General features: G+C 44.8%; 17 protein-coding genes. 3 read left to right on the forward strand and 14 right to left on the reverse strand.

Annotation, left to right across the window (positions count from 1 at the left end; genetic code table 11):
• Positions 1–64: 64 nt before the first annotated feature.
• The 3 genes from AACX68_RS00765 to yfcD all read right to left on the reverse strand — a co-directional run bounded on the left by AACX68_RS00765 (position 65) and on the right by yfcD (position 8,669).
• Positions 65–6,085, reverse strand: coding sequence for a type I polyketide synthase (locus AACX68_RS00765; protein ID WP_228858260.1), 6,021 nt, complete (start codon positions 6,083–6,085; stop codon positions 65–67).
• Positions 6,086–6,272: 187 nt separating this feature from the next.
• On the reverse strand, positions 6,273–7,271 hold the full coding sequence (locus tag AACX68_RS00770) for a DUF6347 domain-containing protein (RefSeq protein WP_228858261.1): 999 nt from the start codon (positions 7,269–7,271) through the stop codon (positions 6,273–6,275).
• A gap of 879 nt (positions 7,272–8,150) precedes the next feature.
• Positions 8,151–8,669 (reverse strand): NUDIX hydrolase YfcD, encoded by a 519-nt coding sequence (gene yfcD / locus AACX68_RS00775; RefSeq protein ID WP_228858262.1) that lies wholly within the window; start codon positions 8,667–8,669, stop codon positions 8,151–8,153.
• A gap of 126 nt (positions 8,670–8,795) precedes the next feature.
• Between yfcD and AACX68_RS00780 the strand changes: the two genes are divergently transcribed.
• On the forward strand, positions 8,796–9,413 hold the full coding sequence (locus AACX68_RS00780) for a glutathione binding-like protein (RefSeq protein ID WP_228858263.1): 618 nt from the start codon (positions 8,796–8,798) through the stop codon (positions 9,411–9,413).
• 373 nt (positions 9,414–9,786) lie between these two features.
• Positions 9,787–10,701 carry a TIGR01777 family oxidoreductase gene (locus AACX68_RS00785; RefSeq protein ID WP_228858264.1) on the forward strand — a complete coding sequence of 305 codons (915 nt, stop codon included), beginning with the start codon at positions 9,787–9,789 and terminating at the stop codon, positions 10,699–10,701.
• Positions 10,702–10,727: 26 nt separating this feature from the next.
• Here AACX68_RS00785 and AACX68_RS00790 read toward each other — a convergent pair whose 3' ends face one another.
• The 11 genes from AACX68_RS00790 to AACX68_RS00840 form a co-directional block, all read right to left on the reverse strand.
• On the reverse strand, positions 10,728–11,312 hold the full coding sequence (locus tag AACX68_RS00790) for a UbiX family flavin prenyltransferase (RefSeq protein ID WP_228858265.1): 585 nt from the start codon (positions 11,310–11,312) through the stop codon (positions 10,728–10,730).
• Between the two features lie 170 nt (positions 11,313–11,482).
• Positions 11,483–13,000 (reverse strand): amidophosphoribosyltransferase, encoded by a 1,518-nt coding sequence (purF, locus tag AACX68_RS00795; protein ID WP_228858266.1) that lies wholly within the window; start codon positions 12,998–13,000, stop codon positions 11,483–11,485.
• 32 nt (positions 13,001–13,032) lie between these two features.
• Positions 13,033–13,521, reverse strand: coding sequence for a colicin V production protein (gene cvpA, locus AACX68_RS00800; protein WP_099108427.1), 489 nt, complete (start codon positions 13,519–13,521; stop codon positions 13,033–13,035).
• 201 nt (positions 13,522–13,722) lie between these two features.
• Positions 13,723–14,415, reverse strand: a complete 693-nt coding sequence (gene dedD, locus AACX68_RS00805) for a cell division protein DedD (protein ID WP_228858267.1) — start codon at positions 14,413–14,415, stop codon at positions 13,723–13,725.
• Positions 14,405–15,703, reverse strand: coding sequence for a bifunctional tetrahydrofolate synthase/dihydrofolate synthase (gene folC, locus AACX68_RS00810; RefSeq protein WP_228858268.1), 1,299 nt, complete (start codon positions 15,701–15,703; stop codon positions 14,405–14,407). Before folC ends, dedD begins: the two co-directional genes overlap by 11 nt.
• Positions 15,696–16,640: an acetyl-CoA carboxylase, carboxyltransferase subunit beta gene (gene accD / locus AACX68_RS00815; protein ID WP_228858269.1), complete on the reverse strand. Its 945-nt coding sequence runs from the start codon at positions 16,638–16,640 to the stop codon at positions 15,696–15,698. Before accD ends, folC begins: the two co-directional genes overlap by 8 nt.
• A gap of 157 nt (positions 16,641–16,797) precedes the next feature.
• On the reverse strand, positions 16,798–17,487 hold the full coding sequence (locus tag AACX68_RS00820) for a DedA family protein (RefSeq protein ID WP_255705195.1): 690 nt from the start codon (positions 17,485–17,487) through the stop codon (positions 16,798–16,800).
• Positions 17,488–17,543: 56 nt separating this feature from the next.
• Entirely contained in the window at positions 17,544–18,389 is an 846-nt protein-coding gene (gene truA, locus AACX68_RS00825) for a tRNA pseudouridine(38-40) synthase TruA (protein ID WP_228858270.1), read from the reverse strand.
• Positions 18,389–19,399: an aspartate-semialdehyde dehydrogenase gene (locus AACX68_RS00830; protein WP_228858271.1), complete on the reverse strand. Its 1,011-nt coding sequence runs from the start codon at positions 19,397–19,399 to the stop codon at positions 18,389–18,391. Before AACX68_RS00830 ends, truA begins: the two co-directional genes overlap by 1 nt.
• A 113-nt stretch (positions 19,400–19,512) precedes the next feature.
• Positions 19,513–20,640: a 4-phosphoerythronate dehydrogenase PdxB gene (gene pdxB, locus AACX68_RS00835; protein ID WP_228858272.1), complete on the reverse strand. Its 1,128-nt coding sequence runs from the start codon at positions 20,638–20,640 to the stop codon at positions 19,513–19,515.
• Positions 20,641–20,787: 147 nt separating this feature from the next.
• Positions 20,788–21,549 carry an AraC family transcriptional regulator gene (locus AACX68_RS00840; RefSeq protein WP_228858273.1) on the reverse strand — a complete coding sequence of 254 codons (762 nt, stop codon included), beginning with the start codon at positions 21,547–21,549 and terminating at the stop codon, positions 20,788–20,790.
• Between the two features lie 160 nt (positions 21,550–21,709).
• Between AACX68_RS00840 and AACX68_RS00845 the strand changes: the two genes are divergently transcribed.
• Positions 21,710–22,618 (forward strand): DMT family transporter, encoded by a 909-nt coding sequence (locus tag AACX68_RS00845; protein WP_228858274.1) that lies wholly within the window; start codon positions 21,710–21,712, stop codon positions 22,616–22,618.
• Positions 22,619–22,851 lie beyond the last annotated feature (233 nt).

Below are 22,851 nucleotides of genomic sequence, written 5' to 3' on the forward strand. Positions count from 1 at the left end.
AAGGTGCTTTTTTGTCGGCTGCATTAATTTACCACTACGACGCACCTTGAAATCGGTTGAAATATCATGGTGTCATTTTTTTCGGGGCCATATACATTCTTCCACCAATAGTAATCTGGCGTGAGCGGGAGTCGAAGAACTCACGGACAAAACGCTGTACTCCTTCTTCAAGCGGGATAATCACCATATTCTGAGCTTTATAGGCCCGCTTAAGCACATCGCTGACCATTCCACCATCCCACGGCCCCCAGTTCACTGAACGGATTATCTGTTTGTTTTTGTTCCGAAACGGCAGGTAAGCAAATTTATTCAGTATTTCATTCGCCAGCGAGTAATCAGTCTGCCCGGCATTACCAAAAAATCCGGCAACGGATGAAAACAGGATGATATGGCGCAGGGATGTGCAGTCTATTGCGCGACACACATTTTCAAGCCCTCTGACTTTGGCATGAAAAACTGAATGTAGATCGGCCAGCGTTTTCTTTTCGATCCGCTTATCCGCCAGATTACCGGCACCGTGAATCAATCCCGTTATCTGACCGAATTGCTGCTGTGCTTTCTCCAGTGCAGTTTTTACTTGCTCCGGCACAGTAATATCACAATGCAGATATATTGCCCGTGCCCCCGCCTGCCTGATCGCCTGTAATGTGGCATTAATCTCATCAATATGGATCAGGCGGCTTAGCATGTTATTCACTTTAACCGGAGTCGGCTGAATACCTTGTTCCTGAAGGTAATCAATGGCCGCAGCTTTACGTTCAGACAGGGTTGTTTTACCTGCTGACCATACCGGCAACGGTGCGGTAATATCAGTACGCCCAAGCAGGATAAACGCCGCCTGACTCTGTTTTGCCAGTTCAGTAATACAGTGTGCAGTTATGCCGCGGGCACCTCCGGTGACAACCAGAACATCACGGGGACTGACCTGCATCTCAGGAGCCACTGAGAGTGCTTTTTCTTCCCTCAGGGCTAATGTCATGCGTTCATTATTCACGCCACGCCCGATTTCACCCATTTCAGTCCGGCTGTCCTGAAGCTCTTCCATCACTATTTTTGCCACATCGCTGTCTTTGACTCTGGCATCAATGTCTACTGTCCGGCAGAAAACATTAGCCCATTCAATGTTCAGCGATTTTGTCAGCCCGGTGATACCCGCAGAAACGACAGGTAAGTACTCACGGCCGGAGGTCAGCAGTTCACCGTCCCCCCGCATAATCACCATGAAATACCCCGATCTTTTCCCATCACCGGTAAGGCTCCCTTGCAGGCGTTTAGCCAGCAGAAAAGTTGTCTCAACTGAACGATAATCCTGCTCACTGAATACATCAGTCAGCCCCTTAACTGGCTGTTTGACCGCCTGTAAATAGATAACGCCGTCAATAGGGCCATGTTGCCGTTCAATATCTGTCAGGGCGGCATCCAGTAGCGATTCATCGCTCATTAATGCCTGATCCCGCCTCAGTGACATAATGACGACCCTTTGGCCCTGCGTTTTCAATGACTCAGCAATACTATTCGCACAAGTATTCGCACAAGTATTCGCACAAGTCGATCCGGCTGTTGCTTCATCGACGATCAGCCAGCATTTCGGGGATGCAAAAACATCCTGCAAACGCTCCGGCTTCGGCAATGCCTGTTTCACCACGGCAAAACGGGAAACCGGCGAGGCAGCAAAAGGGTCTTTTTCAGTTTCTTTGTTCGGTGCTTCTTTATTCAATACAGTGTGATGATTCAGTACAGGCTGAACCGCAGAGGTCTCTATCCGTTGCGATTCAGCCAACTGCTTTTTTACATTGGCACTCGCAGATGATGTCGTTGATGTAACGAACCCCAGAGAGCGTAATTTATCTGATTTCTCGCCTCTGTCCGTCACCATTTCTTTCATTTCTTTCTGCTGCTTTTCAGCAGGATGGTTTTCTGTCAGTGTTGGAGATTGCACTGATTCGGGACCGTTCTCCCTGCTATATAAGGCATTAATCGCTTCATCGACCATCTCCCTGAAGAAACTACTCATTCTGGCGATAGTACTCAGTGAATCGACTTCGAAGTTTTCCAGATCTTTATTTCTTGATGTTTCACCGTACAACTCCAGATTTGCCGAGAAGGCATCAAACATTGCGCCAAAAATTTCCAGCCGTTTGATGGAATCAATCCCCAAATCGGCTTCCAGATCCATTTCAGGGCTGATCATATCTTGCGGATAACCCGTTCTTTCACTGACGATATTTACCAGTTGGCTGATAATGTTTTCTATGGTGATCTGATCAAGACGCCTGACCAGTTTTTCTATTTCCGGAGTGAGTTTTTGTGTTTTTACTTTGATTTCAGCCGGTTCCGGCTCTGGTTTAACCGGCTCATTGGCAGGTTCAGAAGCGGTCATTGATACCATCGGCGCAACCGGCATTTCCTCGGTTGCAGGCAATTCAGGCATTTCCGGCACGACTGGACGTACAGCCACAATCTCTTCCATTTTTTCGGCTGAATGGATGTTCGTCATTGCTGTCGAAATTGGTGCCACAGGCGTAACCGGAGCAGAGTATTTCACTGTAGGCGGTGTTACATGGCTCACCGATAGTGATGACTTAGGCGATGGTGACATAGATGATAATGACATAGCAGAAGTTACCTGTCCGGACTGGAACAGGCTCTGCTGAGTCATAAAATAACGCTCGTGATTGGTATGGTACAGTTCAAGATTTTTATCCAACAATTGAACACTCTGACTCAGGCTGGAGAGCATCACTGGCAGATTCTGATGATCCCGGCAGGTTTCCATCAAACTGTATTGTTTTTCCAGCAACATACTCAGCAACTGAATATATTCTTTCTGATTTGTCTGGAATTGCTGATGTAGTTGGCTCATCACTTGCTGGGCCTGCAACAGTTCATTTAGTGTGTCGGCATTCAGGCTTTCACTTATTTTATTATTCTGTTCCATAGGGTTATCTCGTTTTTGAATAATTGTCAGTACGTTCTGTCGGATAAATTCGGCTGAAACGGGCTGGTTATGCTCTACCACTTTTTCGGTTTCAATCTCGGTTTCAATCTCGCTTTTAAGATCACTTTCAGCGATAACTTCGACTCTACTTTCAACTTCATAAACAGGGGGACTTTCAACTTCTGCCTGTACGGGCAAAGATCCTGCGATAAACCGCTCAACAACAGCATGATCGCCAACACGTAATGCGTGCTGACGCCGGGCTTTATTTTTTTCAGACAGGAAGAAACCGCCACTTAATCTGAACGTCAGACGTCTATTCTTTTCTTCTTCCACAGGCTGAATACGGACATACCGGTTGATATCCCGCAGTTTTACACCTTCTGCCAATAACCGGGCCTGAACACGGGCAAGCTGTAATCTCTCCTCCCCTTTATCGGTGGGGTTAGTTGAAATTACAGTGTGCTGCCGATTTTTCAGAATATCGGACACGAGTTTGCCCAGAACGCCTTTTGGCCCAAATTCAACAAATAAACGCCCTCCTTGTTGGTAGATGGCTTCTATGGTCTGGCGGAATTGGACGGGTTTTATCAGCTGCTCTGCCAGTAATTCTTTGATCAGCTGAGGTGAATGGCTATAAGGTTCTGCCGTTGCACTGGAAAATAACTGGCACTCCGGTGACTGGAAGTTAATATCCGCCAGATATTCACGATAAGGCTGATAAGCAGGCTGGATAAACCGGGTATGGAAAGCGGCAGATACCGGCAGAATACGGCAATGAATGCCCTGTGTTTTCAATTCATTATGTAGCTGATTAATCTGAGCAGTATCTCCTCCGAAGACGACCTGCTGTTCAGAGTTATCATTGGCAATAATAACGTCTGTATAACGGTGGAGTATTTCTCCACGCCGGTCATGAGGTAATGATGCCGCCAGCATCGCACCGGCATCAGAACCTGTACCACAAAGCTGACTCGCTGATGCGGCGGCCCTGCCTCTGGCAAGGGAAATCCGATGGAAATCTTTGTCGGAAAGGACGCCCGCTGCCCAAAGTGCCGTTACCTCACCATAGCTGTGACCGGCCACAAAATCAGGCCTGAATCCCATATTTCCCAATATATTGAAATAACCGGCACTGACTGCACCCAATGCAGGCTGAGCATTAGCGGTATCTGTCAGCCGCTGCTGCTGTCCGGCATATTCTTCATCTGAGAAAGCCGGAACAGGGTAAATGATCGGGGATAATTCGTGACCTGATTCACTGACGGCAATATCATCCAGCACTTCCAGTGCCTGACGCATTTCAGGGTAATCATTAGCAATATCCCGCGCCATATTGACATATTGCGAACCCTGACCCGGAAACAGGGCAACGATTCTGCCATCCAGCATTTTTCCTTCAGGCTGATAATAAATCCCGTGAGGGTGTTCCCAGCCTTCTGTGCTGTTTTTCTGTAATTGCCTGATCGCAGTGGAAAGCAGTTCCACCGTTTGTTCTATGGACTGAGAAACGAACAGTATTCTGGCCTGATGCCGCTGTAAATTATCAATATCCTGTTGTTCAAGATGCCTGCGGATGGCATTTTCCGCTGAATCACGGGTAAAGAGGGATAATGTGGCTTCACACTGCGTAAGTAATTCAGCGGGGTTTTCCCCTTTAAGCAGCACAACCCAGGGGGATTCATTCAGCCGATAACGCCCATTTGCCTGTTTCTCGTATTCTTCCAGAATGGCATGAAAGTTAGTTCCGCCGAAACCAAATGCACTCAGCGCCGCCCGGCGTGGCGCATTTCTGACCGAACGTAGCCACGGTCTGGATTCACTGTTGACATAGAACGGGCTGGTTTCCGACATCAGCAAATCTGTCGGTTTTTCCACATTAATTGTGGGTGGTAATACCTTATGGTGTAATGCCAGTGCCACTTTGATCATAGAAGCAGCACCAGCGGCGCAACGGGTATGCCCAATCTGGGATTTGATACTGCCGATTGCCACCGATTTCGGCGGAAGCTGAGATTCCCCAAAGACCGCGTGCAAGCTCTTGAGTTCAGTATCATCACCGGAAGCTGTACCGGTGCCATGTGCTTCAACGAGCTGAATATCAGCCGGCATAATACCTGCACTGGCATAAGCCCGTTTCAGCGCTTTTACCTGCCCTTCCAGACGGGGGGCAAAAATACTTTTTGCACGGCCATCACTGGAGGCTTCAACGGATTTTATGACTGCATAGATTTTGTCGCCATCCAGCTCTGCATCTTCAAGGCGCTTTAACACCAACATTCCCACACCATCCCCCAGCATCATGCCATCAGCACTCTGATCGAAGGGCCGGGATACGTTATTTCTCGATAAAGCAGGTGTTTTACTGAAACACAGGAAAGAAAAAATGGAGTTTTCCAGATTGACGCCGCCCGTTAAGACAGCATCACAGCTACCTGAATGTAATTCCCCGATAGCGGCCTTGATTGCGGCAAGACTACTGGCACAAGCCGCATCCACCATATAGGATGTTCCGCCAAGATCAAAATAACTGGCGATCCTGCCGCAGGCCACATTACCCAAAAATCCCGGAAAACTGTCTTCGTTCCATTCCAGATACATTCCGTGCGCACGTTCAATAATTTCATCCGCGACTTCTTCGGAAAGACCTGCCTTTGTCATGATTTCACGCAGATAAGGTGCCTGCTGGCGGGCAGCCAGCGAAAATGATGTATTGCCGTTGCCGCCACCGCCTAAAATCACACCAATACGATCACGGTCAGTTTTACTGTTTTGCTGATCCAGCAAGCCAGCATCCTGCATTGCCTGTTTAGCCACATACAAGGCAAATAACTGAGCGGTACTGAGTGAATCAAGAATAGCGGGAGGAATTTTGAATTCTACCGGATCAAAATCAATCGCTGGCACAAAACCGGCTCGATGACCATAAGTTTTATCAGTGACTGTCGGGTCTGGATGATAAAAGTCTTCTTTTTTCCAATATTCTTCTTTTGACATCTCCGTGATATCGATCAGCGAATCCTTTTTACCTATGATGTTTTCCCAGAATTGATATAAATTCGGAGCATCAGGGAAATGAGTTGCCATCCCGACAATCGCAATATCTCCATTAATTTTTCTGTCATGCAAAAAATATGTCCTGGACATACATCCCTCGCGTTCTGAATAAAGCAATCCCATATCCAGCGCATATCTCATGCACTGTATTGAGTGTTTTCACTGCTATCAGGAATACCATTCTCAATCTATTGAGTATATTTTCGAATATGTATTCAAATACCCGCAGCCAAAATAGATTAGCAAGATATTCTGACAAAAATATTAATTAAACTTTTTAGGATAACGTTTTTGATCTTCCTCTTAATAATCCGGCTAATGAACCCGCTACAGCAGCCGCTGCTCCGGCAAGTGTTTCAATAACGATGATTTGTATCAGAGAAAAATGCTCAATCGATAAAAATTTAGACGCAATAAAAATTAATGTTATGACACCACCACTGAAGAGATGAATGAGAAAATACATTGAGTATTCATCAAGCTTATCATCTTTTTCAAAATGTAATAAATTTGCTTTAATATCGAGGATAGATTGTTTTTGTGTTACATAAGCTATCCATAAAGAAATAATATAAGATGTTCCGCCTGCACTGAAGGCTACCATTGAAACGGTAATTACATCGGTAAAATTACCACTCTCGGCACGAAAATAACCATATGCCAATAAACCTGCAATCGCAGCACCAATAATTGCCCAGGGTAAAAAATAATTAAATATTATATGAGAATCACTGTCTTCTTTTTTTACTTCACCTTTTTTAGCGGAGAATAACTGGCCATATAGTTCAATAGCGTAATGTTTAAGTCTGGATACAATGAAACAACTTGAAAGTGATATCAATAAAAAACTGCCAGTTAATGCTAACCAAATATTTAATTGTGACGAAATAGAAATACTCTGTAATAAAAAACAAAATGGCAGGATCAGTATAATATAAAACATAAAGGCATAAAGGGTAATCAATCCCCATAGCCGATAAACACTGCCATTCTTGTTTATCAGGACACCTGAATTTTTAATATTATTTGATAGAGTCTGATGACTATATTTATCCGGAACAGATTTGACATTATCAAATATAATCTCAAAAGAAACTGTAACAATCGAAACTAAAGGGTAAATAATAAGATAAACACTGGCTGAAGGCGCTTCTCCCTGTAAACCACACAGGAAAAAATAAATTCCGCCAACGATGGTGACATCAATAAAGGTACGCACAATGGCATTGTAAAAATCGGCCATTGTCAGATGTGTTTCGTGATTCAATGAAGCCATAACACTCCCCTAATGAATCTGACCTAAAAGACGAAGCCTATATTAAGTATATTTATTATTTTCTTCATTATAAATTTTATAATGTTTGCCGCTATAAAGATAAACGACTAACGTTTTACGTAACAGGGTATTGGTATACCTTTAATCCATTATTGTTTCAATTTAAAAAATTACTTTAGCTTAAGAAAAACCACGGGTTATTCTTTAAAAAACAATAAAATAACACCATTTAGACACAAAAAAAGATTAATTAATATGTGATAAATAAAAAATATCAGGAGGATATGGTGAATAAAATATGACTTAATGAATGGAAATAAAAAACATCTGGCTTTCTCTCTGAACTGTTAAAGGAAAGATTAAAAGGTATAGATAAAATCTGAGAAAGAACATTATCAGATAAAACCACGAGTTATAATTTAGCATTTAAAATAAGATTTTTTGTTTATCAAATATGATCCTTAGAACTTTCTGATGAGATTGACTTTCTCTATAAAAACGGAACAGCCTATACTTCTGCTGTAACATTTTTTGCGGGCAGTATGCAGTTTTGGAATGGTTTTAGTGTAATTGGTCATTTTGAAGGTTTTGGAAAAGGCACAACAGACGGCGAAAGTGCTGGTAAAGGTTACTGGGAATAATATGTTGCATTCCTGCCGGTATTTAGCGGGAGTTAACATCAGATTTTGCTAAGCAGAATTAAGCATTCTGGCTCCATTCTGCTTATACACTTCGTCTTTCAAGTTGCCTCTTTGTTGGCTGCGCTCACTCACCCCAGTCACATAGTTATCTATGCTCCCGGGGTTCACTCCCTTGCCGCCGCAACGCATCTTGAAATTCATTGTGTATATACGCAATGAAAAGGGAATATTTATTGGATCAGGATAGATCTTTATTACGTGACAGCCATAGAGAGAGGGCTTTCAGAGAATCTGGCGTAAATTCATCACATCGGGCTGTAATTTCTTCCGGTGATAACCAGTAAACCGCAGAAACCTCGTCTTCCTGTAATGCGAATGGCCCACGGCTGACACAACTGAACAATCCTCCCCATATACGGCAAATTTCTTCTTCATAATAGAAGATGCCATGTTCAGCAAAAGGAATTCCCGCAATTCCCAGTTCTTCCTCTGCTTCACGACGGGCTGATTCAAGCAGATGCTCTCCCATCGTGACCACGCCACCCGCAGTTGCATCCAGTTTGCCGGGGTAAAAATCTTTTGTTTCTGTACGGTGCTGAACCAGAATTTTCCCCATGCCATCATGTACAACAATATAAGTTGCCCGATGCCTCAGGTTTTGATTACGCATTTGCTCACGGGTTGCCTGCGCGATGACTTCATTTTCTTCATTGACAATATCAACCCACTCAATATCTACTGATTTTTCTTGAGTCATCTTCAAACCTTTACTAAATAATATATATGCCGACTTTTGCTTCGATGGAATTTTACAGTCAAACAGGAACAATGGTAATGTAATAAATCTAACATTAATCCTAACATTATTATTACTAGAGGTTATATGATAGACCTATACTATGCTCCTACACCTAATGGCCATAAAATCGCGCTGTTTCTTGAAGAAGTGGGCCTCCCTTATACGATTTATCCCATCGATATAAGCGCCAATGAACAGTTCACGCCAGAGTTTCTCGCCATTTCACCCAATAATAAAATCCCTGCTATTGTCGACCATCAACCTGCCGATGGAGGAGAACCCTTATCGCTCTTCGAATCAGGTGCTATTTTGCTCTATCTGGCGGAAAAAACCGGGAAACTATTGAGCCAGAATGAACGGGAACGTATCCGGCAATTACAGTGGCTATTCTGGCAGATTGGGGGATTCGGCCCGATGCTCGGACAGAATCATCACTTTAACCGCTATGCGCCTGAAGTTGTTCCCTACGCAATAAATCGCTATGTAACAGAAACTCAGCGGCTATACAAAGTACTGAATACTCAGCTGGAAAAAACACCTTATCTCGGCGGCAATGAATACAGTATCGCGGATATTGCTACTTATCCGTGGGCGTATTGCTATGAATATCAAAAAATTAATTTGCAGGATTATCCCGCTGTAGAAAAATGGTTAGAAAAAATCAGCCAGCGTCCTGCCACGCAGGCCGTCTACAATAAGTAAGCTCTCCAAACTGATTCTTTGTATCTGAGTTTCCCCCGGTAACATAATTTATGCTATCGGGGACTAATGAAAGGCTCCTGCCTTTCACCGAAGACCTGTCTTTGGCTGGTCACATTCGTTCCCGATGAGTTTGTCGCTTCTTTGTCGCCGTGAAGTTGCCCGAAATCTACCGGGCCTAATTATTTATCCACGTGAATTTTTCATCTGAAAACTTGATGTCGATAGCAGATAACAGCATATCTCGCTGCTGCGTACATCATCCCTTGCTATAGTCAGTCATTGACTATACTTTACGTTTTCAGGATACCGCCTAGCTGGTGTGCCTGAGAGATCCCTGATATACCCGCTTTTGCTTTGTTCACAAGGAGTGGTTATGCATATTTTAGTTACAGGGGGAACTGGACTGATAGGCCGACGGTTAGTCTATCAATTACTTTCACTCTCCCACTCCATCACTGTTCTGAGCCGGTCTCCACAAAAAGTTTATTCTTTATTTAGTGATCAGGTGGAATGCTGGACGACATTGAATGACCGGAACACTCTGGATGGCTTTGATGCAGTTATCAATCTTGCCGGTGAGCCTATTGTAGATAAGCGATGGACACCAAAACAAAAAGATAAACTCTGCCAGAGCCGCTGGGAACTGACCGAAAAATTAAGTGCGCTGATAAGAACAGGTGAGTCTCCTCCTTCTGTTTTTATTTCCGGTTCAGCCGTCGGCTATTATGGCGATCAAGGGCAGTCCGTTGTATCAGAAGATGAGCCTCCCCATGATGAATTTTCCCACCAACTCTGTGAACGCTGGGAGAAACTGGCCTTACAGGCTAAAAGTGAAAAAACCCGGGTATGTTTGCTGAGAACAGGTATTGTGCTGGCAAGTCAGGGAGGTGCTCTTAGTAAAATGCTGCCTATGTTCCGTTTAGGGCTTGGGGGAGCTATAGGGGATGGCAGGCAATATATGCCGTGGATCCATATTGATGATATGGTCAATGGTATTTACTATCTGTTGATCTCTCCTGAGCTGGAGGGCCCTTTCAATATGACCGCGCCCTACCCTGTTCATAATGATCAGTTCAGCGCAATACTGGCAAAAGTACTGCATCGCCCTGCTGTGTTCAGGATCCCTGCTTTTGTATTAAAAATAGTTATGGGAGAAGCCGCAGCACTGGTATTAGGCGGGCAACAGGCGATACCGAAGCGGCTGGAAGAAGCCGGATTCGGCTTCCGCTATTTTGAATTAGAAGAAGCCTTAAAACATTTACTGACGGAAAACGTCAGGCAGTATTGAACGCTGACGTTTTAAATACTGATATGTTAAATATTGACAGATTTTGCTCCCTGCCAACGATTAAATAGATCCGCTGGCAGGTCGATATCAAACTGATCAAGCACACGGTTGACTGTCTGGTCGACAATATCCTGAACAGATTCAGGCCGATGATAAAATGCAGGTACTGGCGGCATAATTACTGCCCCTATTTCAGCGGCCTGAGTCATTAACCTTAAATGCCCCAAATGTAATGGCGTTTCCCTGACTCCCAGCACCAGTTTACGCCCTTCTTTCAAAACAACATCGGCAGCACGGGTGATTAGGCCATCCGTATAGCTATGCACAATGCCCGATAATGTTTTGATGGAACAAGGTAAGATCACCATCCCTGATGTCTTAAATGATCCCGAAGAGATAGAGGCGGCAATGTCACGGTTATCATGTACCACATCAGCAAGGGACTGCACTTCACGCAAAGTGTAGTCTGTCTCCAGTGCCAGTGTTTGCCGGGCTGACTGGCTGATTATCAGATGTGTTTCAATGCCCTCTACAGATTGTAAAACCTGTAGTAGCCGAATGCCATAAATTGCACCACTTGCCCCTGTCAGACCGACGATCAGTTTTTTCATGTGCTCCTCAGTAATACCGGAAATAACTCAATGATATACACTTCGTCTTTCAAGTTGCCTCTTTGTTGGCTGCACTCGCTCACCCCAGTCACATAGTTATCTATGCTCCCGGGGATGAACTCCCTTGCCGCCGCGATGCATCTTGAAATCCATTGTGTATAGGAGTGTTATTATCCTTCATTATATATTTCCAGGCTCTCGATTTCGCTCTGTCCCTGTAATTTCATGGCATCATCTTTACGCAGGTTTTCCAGATAATCGAGATAAGTCTGATCAATATCTTTCGTGACATAGATACCGTCAAAAACTGAACATTCAAATTTTTCAATATCCGGGTTTTCTTCATGCATCGCTGCGATTAAATCAGAAAGATCCTGATATATCAGGGCATCAGCACCAATCAGCTGGCGAATTTCATTAACTTCACGACCGTGCGCTATCAATTCATTAGCATTTGGCATGTCGATTCCGTAGACATTCGGGAAGCGGACTTCAGGAGCAGCCGAAGCAAAATAGACTTTTTTAGCGCCAGCTTCCCGGGCCAGTTCCACAATTTGCTCCGACGTTGTACCACGGACAATAGAATCATCCACCAGTAAAACGTTTTTGCCACGGAATTCAGCACGGTTGGCATTCAGTTTACGCCGCACTGATTTACGGCGTTCATGCTGGCCGGGCATAATGAAGGTACGCCCGACATAACGGTTTTTAACGAACCCCTGACGATAAGGTTTATCCAGAATATGGGCGATTTCCAGTGCTATATCGCAGGAAGTTTCAGGAATAGGGATAACAACGTCTATTTGTAAATCTTCCCATTCGCGGGCTATTTTTTCCCCTAGCTTTCTTCCCATCCGTAACCGGGCGTTATAGACGGAAATTTTATCTATAAAGGAATCTGGGCGGGCAAGGTAAACAAATTCGAACAGGCAGGGAGTTAATGAGGGGGTTTCTGCACACTGGCGAGTAAATAATTGCCCCTGCTCAGTAATATAAATAGCCTCACCTGAAGCGACATCCCGCAGGAACTCAAACCCTAAGGTATCCAGTGCCACACTTTCCGATGCCACCATATATTCACTGCGGCCATCTGCCAGTGTACGTTTCCCTAATACCAGAGGCCGGATCCCGTTCGGATCACGGAAAGCCACTAAACCATGCCCGATAATCATCGCGACACAGGCATAAGCACCCCGGATTTTCTGGTGCATTGCCGCAACTGCCGCAAAAATATCATCAGGTTCTAATGGGAAATGCGGAAATTGTGTTAACTCATCGGCAAAAATATTCAGCAGGATTTCAGAATCAGACGTTGTGTTGACGTGACGGCGGGCATTTTCAAACAGACTTTTTTTCAGTTCCGGTGCGTTTGTCAGATTGCCGTTATGTGCCAATGTGATACCAAAAGGTGAGTTCACATAAAAAGGCTGGGCTTCAGAAGCACTGGAACTCCCCGCTGTCGGGTAACGGACATGCCCAATTCCGATTGTTCCTTGTAAACGTAACATGTGTTTTGTTTCAAACACATCTTTAACCAAACCATTGGCCTTACGTAAACGGAATTCATTGTTACCATCAATAGTCGCAATACCTGCTGCATCCTGTCCACGGTGCTGAAGCACCGTCAATGCATCATAAATCGACTGGTTAACCGATGTAAAACCAACGATACCAACAATACCGCACATGTAGTCTTTCCTCATCAGTCAGGCGGAGAAGGCTATTTCTCCGGTAGGAAACTCGACGCGTTTTGCAGGTAGTCAAAAAACCACCTGATAATTTGACTGAACTGAGGGATCAACTGCGACTGTTTCCAGTCCGCACTTTGGGGAAGCGGAGTAAATGAGTCTGCAATAAATAAAATGGCAGAAACGATTAACACACCACGCAACGCCCCGAAACAGATCCCCAGAACCCGATCAGTACCTGATAAGCCTGTTCGCTGAACAAGTGAACCAATCACATAATTTACTACTGCACCAACAATCAGTGTTGCAATGAATAAAATAGCAATCGCTACCCCATTGCGCACCAGCTCATCGCCAAGACGGGTAAAATAAACCGCCAGATAAGTATAGAAGTGGCTTGCAACAAAGAAAGCACATCCCCAAGTGATCAGTGAAAGTGCCTCACGAACAAAGCCCCTAATCAGGCTGACCAGTGCAGAGAAACCAATAATGGCAATAATTGTATAATCTATCCAGACCATATTTTAATCCAAAACAGGCTCCCGACTTTCAGGTCGGGCGCATTCTAACAGAAAACGAAAACGTTTGCGTAGCAGATTTATCACTCTGCTATTAAAAATAATTTAAGGAACCGTTCATATCTGCCTGTACAAGCTATGTGCATTATGAAGGGTTCCGGATCTTTCACGGCGGGTTGTAGCCCAGCATGTAAGAGCATGATGTTATGGCGTGTAATTTTTAATTTGCCCCTGTAAGCCGGTTAATTCTCTCAGTTCAGGCAAAATAGACCCCAAAGCCTGTTTTGATGCATTCGGCCCGACATAAATCCGGGTTAACTGGCCTTGTACTGCCGAAGAAGGAACTGTATAGACCTGATGCCCTGAAAGACGTAGCCTAGCCACAATTTCATTCACTTTATCCGCATTTTTTAATGCCCCAAGCTGCACAACATAAGCAACGGCCTGCGGTGCTTGTTCAGCAGCACGGGGTTTCACTTCCGGCTGGCTTTCAGTGCGGTTCTCTACCTTAACCTGCGGTTTGGTTTCTGTTTTAGGAATAACAGAAAGATCAGGTTTTGCCTGTTCTCCGGTGTCTTTTACTGTTGCTGCCGGTGGCTCAGGTACTGATTCCGGGGTTGAAGAGTCGAAAAATGTATCCGTATCTTGCTGCGGCTCCTGAACTTGTGTCTGCATTGCCTCTGCAGCCCCTTCCGGAGGTGCAGACGGCATACTTTGTGTCAGTGGCGGAATCGAATCAATATTCTCTTCATCACCCGGCTTAGGCACTAATGGTATAGAAGCGAATTTTTCCTCATTGTATTTCTTATCGCCGTCCAGCAGCATCGGCAGCACGATGACACTTAGTGCCACAAGAACGATGGTTCCGACTAAGCGATTTTGAAATTTACTTGCCACGTCCCTTCATCTCCTCCAATGACTCCATAACATGAGCGACCGTATGGAAAGAACCACAGACCACGATAATATCCCGCTCTGATGCCTCTTCCATAGCCTGATGCCATGCCTGTTCAACGTCCGGAAATATCCGGGCATCAGGTAGGTGTTCAGCCAGTACAGCCGCTTCCGCACCACGAAGTTCATGTAGTGATGCACAATACCATTCGTCAATTTGCCCGCTAAGACAGGCCAGTGTTCCCGCGATGTCCTTATCCTGCAACATGCCGACAACACCCCGAACCTTACTGCCCTGCGGACGGGATAACTCCGCCAGTTTTTGTGCCAGATATCCGGCTGCATGGGGATTATGTGCCACATCCAGAATGATACGCGGCTTTTCCCCGATGATTTGAAAACGCCCCGGTAACTGGGCACGCTTCAGGCCATCATGAATAGCCTGTTCATCAATCGCCTGACTGACTTTATCATTCTGCTGTAACAGACAATGAATAACGCCCAGTGCAGTTGCAGCATTAGCTAATGGCAGGTTAGGGATCGGCAACGAATTAAATTGTCTATCAACTGTGCGCCAGTGCCAGCTTTCTTTTTCTTGGGCAAAATCCCAGTCTTTACCCCGGCAGAATAATTTTGCTCCCAGTTCATCGGCAACATCAGCAATGGAATGAGGCATATCCGGCTCACCAACGACAGCAAAGTGGCCATGACGGAAAATACCCGCTTTTTCGCGCCCGATATGTTCACGATCCGCGCCAAGCCAATCCGTATGATCCAGTGCAATGCTGGTAATAGCGGCAATATCTGCATCGACAATATTAGTGGCATCTAGACGACCTCCCAGCCCCACTTCGAGGATCACAACGTCAAGATCAGCTTCTTTGAAGAGCTGCAATGCCGCCAGTGTTCCATACTCAAAATAGGTTAAGGAGATATCACCACGCTGAGATTCAATACCGGCAAATACACGGCAAAAATCCTGCTCTGTTGGTTCATTACCCTGAATACGTACCCGCTCGGTATAGCGCACCAGATGTGGGGAGCTGTAAACCCCGACTTTCAGGCCCGCAGCCAGAAGAATGGATTCAAGGGTATGACAGGTTGTGCCCTTACCATTGGTACCGGATACTGTAATGACTTTAGGAGCCGGATGTAATAAATCCAGTTTATCGGCAAGCGTACCGATACGCTCAAGCCCCATATCAATCGCTTTCGAGTGCAGGTTTCCAAGGTAGGAAAGCCACATCGTCAGTGACGATGTGGCTTGAGGAATTTGTAAAGTATCAGACATCTTCTTTATTAGGGTTGATGTTTATGTCAACTTCGACGTCAGCAGGTTCGGCAACAATTTCTGTTACCTCTTTTTTCGCCTCGGGATGTGGCTGATGAGTCATCATGGCAAGCATACTGGCAATTCTTTCTCTCATTTCCGGACGGCGCATGATCATATCAATCGCACCTTTTTCCAGCAGGAATTCACTGCGCTGGAAACCTTCCGGTAATTTCTCACGTACGGTCTGCTCGATAACCCGTGGGCCAGCAAAACCGATCAATGCCTTAGGCTCTGCAATATTAATGTCACCCAGCATACCCATACTTGCAGTCACACCACCAAACGTCGGGTTAGTCAGAACACAAATATAAGGTAAGCCACGATCCTGCATTTTCGCTAATGCAGCACTGGTTTTTGCCATCTGCATCAGTGACATCAGTGATTCCTGCATACGCGCTCCACCGCTGGAGACAAAGCAGATAAACGGGCAGTTATCTTCCAGTGCCTGTTCAACGCCACGCACAAAACGAGCGCCGACAACCGAACCCATTGAACCGCCCATAAAGTTAAACTCAGATGCGCCCGCTACAACCGGCATATCATGTAACAAGCCTTTCATGACGACTAGGGCATCTTTTTCCTGAGTCTGCTTCTGAGCTGCTGCCAGGCGATCTTTATATTTTTTGATATCGCGGAATTTCAGGATATCTTTAGGCTCTAATTCGCTGCCTAACTCTGTTGTACTTCCCTCATCCAAAAATGACTGCAAACGCTGGCGGGCAGAAATTTTCATATGGTGGTCACATCTTGGACACACTTCGAGGTTACGCTCTAATTCAGCGCGATAAAGCACCTGACTGCAACTGTCGCATTTAGTCCAAACTCCTTCAGGGATATTTGCCTTGCGAGTTTGCATGATTTTGCTTTTGTTTAGAATCTTTTCAATCCAGCTCATTAATGAACCTTTCCGTCTGATTCTGGCCTATAACGTGGGTTGCATTTCCTCGGTATAAGCCAGCTTTTGTTTTACGTGCCATTAAACCACAATGCTATAACAGAGTGGATAAAAAACTGCTCAAACCTGTTTGTGACTATCTATCATTTAGTGACATCTAATTATTATCTGACGCTTTTTTAGATGTCGCCCGGCGATGACGCCAGATTTCAATCACACCTGGCAGAATAGAAATAAATATGATTGCAACAATCAATAATTTCAGATTCTGTTGGATAATCGGCATGTCACCGAATAAATAACCGGCATAAGTGAACAATAATACCCATATCAATGCCCCAATAACATTATATGCAGCAAAATGTCGGTAAGACATTTTTCCCATTCCGGCAACGAATGGAGCAAATGTTCGGATGATTGGCACAAACCGCGCCAGAATTATCGCTTTTCCGCCATGCTTCTCATAAAACTGATGAGTTTTCTCCAGATAGCTGCGACGGAAAATCCGGGAATTTGGATTATTGAACAGTTTCTCACCGAAAACACGACCAATAGTATAGTTTATAGCATCCCCAATAATTGCAGCGGCAATTATCAATGCAGCTATAATATGTACGTTAAGATCGTTAGAATCCAATGCCGACAGCGCTCCTGCTACAAATAGCAGTGAGTCTCCCGGCAGGAACGGTGTAACCACCAGCCCCGTTTCACAAAATACGATTAAAAATAAGATCCCATATACCCAGTCACCATAATTGGCAACTAATTCAGCCAAGTGGGCATCAATATGTAAAATAAAATCAACAATGAACTTCGCGAAATCAATAAAATGAGTAAAAAACTCCATAATATTCCTCGTAGTGCTCAAACATCCCTGCCATCATTCGAAAAAATCAGCATTTATCAGTCAGAAACTAACTCATCAGCCAAAAACAAAGGCCCCATCACCGGCTCAGGCAAACCAAAGTGAGCAGGATAATCCACCGCAACTAAATATAGACCTTCAGCTTTAGCAGTTGCTGCTGCTTTTGTCCGATCTTTCAGTGCTAACAGCTCAGCCATCCATTGTACGCCCTGATTGCCACAGCCAATTTCAAGCAAGCTGCCGACAATATTACGCACCATATGATGGACAAAAGCATTCGCCTTGATATCCACGACAACATAATGCCCGTGGCGACTGACATTAATATGCATCAGATTACGCCATGGCGAATTGGACTGACACTGCACAGCCCTGAAAGAAGTAAAATCATTTTCTCCTAACAAACATTGTGCTGCTTCATGCATTTTTTTCTCATCCAGCGGATAATGAAAATGCGTGACGCCTTTCGCCAGTACCGCTGGGCGATAACGATGATTAAAGATAACGTACCGATACCGACGTGCTGTTGCGCTGAAACGGGCATGAAATTCATCATCTACCGCGTTCACCCAACGCACTGCGATATCCGCAGGCAAATGGGTATTAACGCCCATTGTCCATGCAGCATCTTTACGCTGTGCCGAAGTTTCAAAATGCACAACCTGCCCCGTTGCATGAACACCCGCATCCGTTCTGCCTGCACAGAAAACAGCAATTGGCTCATTTGCAACTTTTGACAGCGCCTTTTCCAGACATGCCTGAACGCTTCTGACTTCCTGCTGACGCTGCCAGCCATAATAGCGGCTGCCATCGTATTCAATCCCCAGTGCAATTTTCACTTTTTTTGCTTCTGGCACAGACTGATTCAGTTCTGTATCAGACATCAGTAAAATTGCTCCTGCATCAGTTTTTCTGCGATTTCAACCGCCATCAATGCACCACCGAAACGGATGTTATCGGCAACAGACCAGAACTGTAACATCTCCGGCATTCCGTAATCATTACGCAGACAGCCGATACTCAGCCCATCAGCACCTGATGCGTCAGTCACCTGAGTCGGGTAATCCCCCTCTTCTGAGACCTGAATTTCTTCAAGACGTTCAAATTCGTCACGCGCTTCTTCTACACCAACCGGACGCAGTGTTTCTACACTGACCATCTGGGCAATACCGTAGAAAACGGAAGACTGAACACAGCTAACTGAAACAGGTAAACCTTCATCCTGTAATATTCTGCGAACCTGATCGACAATCCGGCGCTCTTCACGCACTGTGCCTTCCGCATCAGGCAGCAAAGGCAGTAAGTTGAATGCCAGTTGTTTATTGAAACGACCTTCATCTGGTGGAATACCATTCAATAAACGGGCACTTTGCCCCGCCAGTTCTTCAATCGCTGCTTTACCATGAACAGAAACCGGCAGGATATTAGTCAGTTGTAAACGCGCGATACCCGCAGTATCAATTAAAGGTTTGATAGCCGTTAACACCTGACTGGTTGCACTATCGGCAACCGCAACAATATTACGGTTACGATATTCAGCCAGCGCATGCGGGTTTACTGTCGGCACAACCAATGGAACATCCGGTTCAGCGGCAAACAATCCGCTGCTGTCAATCACCAGACAGCCCGCTTCTGTTGCCTGTGCAATATGTTGTGCTGTGACTTCCATACCCACAGCAAAAAATGCTAGCTGTACCTGTGACCAGTCAAATTCGGCAACATCGCGAACGGTGACGTTCTTACCGTTAAACCGCTTAATGCTACCGACACTTTGTTCACTGGCAAGAAGATGCAGTTCACCAACCGGAAACTGGCGCTCCTGTAATAACGCCAATATCGCCTCACCTACTGCGCCCGTTGCACCCAACAGCGCAATATTCCAACCTTCTGACATGTTGGTTTTCTCCACTTCTCTTTTATTTTGCTGGCAGGCAGAGAATTCTGCCTGTTGTTAACTCAATACAGTTAATTCGATACGGTTAATTGAATACCATTAATCAACAGTTTTTAAATGACTTTAGCGTCAAATCCAATCTGGGATAGTAATTGAGCACTGCTTTCAGAATCACAATGCACTGTCAGTGAAGACCACTCACGGCGTTCCGGATAATTTTTCCGCAGCTGGTCAAAAGCACCGTTCTGCCCGGCTACCTGACGCAATGGTGCATCATCACGGCGCACATCATACACTAAATGCATCAGACGCTTCAGGATGCTTTGTGTCACTTCACCATGAACAGTGATATGGCTGAAATCAGACTCAGGCAGTAAGTCAGACAATGCGGTTTTTTGTGGCTTCCCTAAAAATTCACAATACGCCTCAAAAACCTGAGTTGTACCACGAGCCTTGCCTTCCAGAGTATATCCCGCAATATGAGGTGTACCGATATCTACCAGATCCAGCAAAGGTAATGAAAGGTTAGGTTCTGGCTCCCAGACATCAAGTACGACGCGCAATTTTTTTCCGTTTTGTAAAGCTGATAACAGTGCCTGATTATCAACCACTTCGCCACGGCTGGCATTAATTAAGATGCGATTATCCGGCAAGGCAGAAAGCAATTCTGCATCTGCCAGATGATAAGTCTGATAAGGGCCTGATGTATTGAGCGGGGTATGGAATGTCAGAATATCTGCCTCTTTGACCAGTTTTTCCAGAGGCCAGAATTCACCTTCATCTCCCCGATCTGCCCGCGGCGGGTCGCACAACAGAGTTTTCACGCCCAGAGCGGCCAGTCGTGCTGCCAGACGCCCCCCGACATTACCAACACCGACAATACCGACAGTTTTATCTTTCAGCTGAAATTGATCCTGCTCTGCCAATATCATCAGCGCGGAGAAAACATACTCAACAACAGCAATTGCGTTGCATCCGGGAGCAGCAGAAAAACCGATCCCCGCCTGCTCTAACCACGGCTGATCAACATGATCCATACCCGCAGTCGCTGTACCGACAAATTTTACAGCGCTGCCTTTTAACAGGGACTCATTAACTTTAGTGACAGAACGCACCATAAAGGCATCTGCGTGTTCCAAAACCCCCTCAGGCACAGGGCGCCCCGGAATTGCCTGAACTTCTCCTAATTGTTTAAAGAGTTGTTCAGCATAAGGCATATTTTCATCGACTAAAATTTTCACTTTTCTTATCCAACGACTTAAGTGGGCGTGATCCGCTATTCTGCCATTTAATCGACATAATGCCTAATCTCCCTTTATCTTTCTGCTTGGCGCTTTAATTAGAAAATTTCTGCAGCCTAGTACACTCTGATTGATGTTTATTTCAGCTCATCCTTTCCTGAAACGTTCCGGCGTTGTTCCTGCAATCTGTTGAAACATGGCAATAAAAGCGGACGATGAGCTATAACCAACATCAAATGCAACTTCATAAACGCTTTTCCCCTGTGCCAGTAAAGAAATTGCGTGCAGAAAACGCAGACGCTGTCGCCACTCACTAAAAGACATTCCTAGTTCCTGCTGACAACGACGTGATAAGGTTCTTTCTGAGGTATAACGCTTCTTTGCCCATTCTACCAATGAAGTATTATCAGCGGGGTTATGCTCTAATTCCTGTAAAATCGGTGCAAGAAGTTTATCTTTTGATGAAGGCAGGTAAGTATTCTGGCTTGGTGAAAGTTCAAGCTGATCGATAAGGATCTGTGCCAGACGCTGATCTTTATCGGTCTGTGGCCGAATAACCTTACGGCTAAAGAAATCCTGCATAATGGCATGAAAAATAGAACTTAACCGGATAAGACATGGATGAGGGGGCAACGACTTGCTCAATTGCGGTGAAATATCGATTATCCAAAACCGCATTGTTTTCCGGTTATAACTCGAATGAACACTATTTTTCGGGATCCAGATACAAAACTCCGGTGGAGCCAGAAAACGTTGCCCTTCCACAGTCATCTCCATAACGCCGCAGACAACATAAATCAATTGCCCGAATGGGTGGGAATGCAACATAAATTCAGTATCAGCATTCAGGGTTTCATCACGAAAAATGAGAGTATTGGGCATATCCCAGTCCGGTAACTGAAACATCATTTGGTTAACTCCCTTTCAAAAAATTCATTTTTACTTCCAAAAACGGAGAGGAATTTATAAATTGTCCTGATTGCCTCATCAGTTGGCGGATTATCAATATATATAATAAATCGGTCACTGCTACACTAAGTGCACGATGTTCTACACACAATGAAATTCAATGAAAAATTTATTATTTCCCCTTATTGCTGTCCTGATTTGGTCAGCTAATGCGGTAGTCAGTAAATCCGCAGCAACCTCAATTGAGCCCGGCGCTATCGCTTTCTATCGCTGGTTTGTCGCGTTTTTGATTTTGACGCCTTTTATCTTACTGCCGGTACTAAAGCAGTGGAAAACAATCATCCCACACTGGTGGAAATTATTGATTCTGGGTTTTCTTGGTATGGTTCTTAATCAAAGCCTGATTTACTATGCCGCCCATACTGTCAGTGCAACGCTGATCGGGATCTTAACCTCATTAATTCCGTTGCTGACGATCATACTCAGTATATTTATTCTACGGATCACGCCAACCGTTGGAATTATACTCGGAAGTACTTTTTCACTGTTTGGGCTGATATGGCTAGTGGGTAAAGGTGAACCGTCTACTTTGTTGAAGAACGGATTAGGGATCGGAGATGTAATGATGTTTATTGCATCAGCCGCTTACGCTCTGTACGGCGTCCTGACCAAACGCTGGGCAATTCCATTACCCAACTGGCAGGCACTTTATATACAAATCGGGTTTGGCGTGCTGTTACTTTCTCCCAACTTCATGATGACAGAAGATGTCCGGCTAACCAATGATAATATCTCTCTTGTACTGTTTGCGGGTATTCCGGCTTCAATTATTGCACCTTACGTGTGGATACAGGGAGTGAGCCGACTGGGTGCAAATATGACATCGATATTTATGAACCTGGCTCCGGTCTTTACTGCCATTATTGCGATTGTAGTGCTTCATGATAAGATGCATAGCTATCACCTTATCGGAGGGGGTATTGTGTTAGCAGGTGTGATGATTGCCCAACAATTACGCACTCCAATTAATAGTTATAAAAAACAAACTGAAAAAAGTATCAAAAGTTAATCATCAGAAATTTTAAATCACCAGTTATCGCCCAATAATGCCATTGGGCGATAACTGCAAAAAAAGATCATAATAAAATACCCTCCTAACTGAACTTATTTACCATTCCCAGCATTTATTGTTCATAGCCGACTTGTGAAGTATTTAACTGAAACCTGTTGATTCTATAATCTATAAATTTATTTTTGTAGATATCAAATTCATTCAGAAAAATACATAAAGTAAATTTATTC

Source organism: Xenorhabdus sp. PB61.4 (genome assembly GCF_963894935.1).
In the GTDB taxonomy this organism is placed as follows: Bacteria; Pseudomonadota; Gammaproteobacteria; order Enterobacterales; family Enterobacteriaceae; genus Xenorhabdus; species Xenorhabdus stockiae.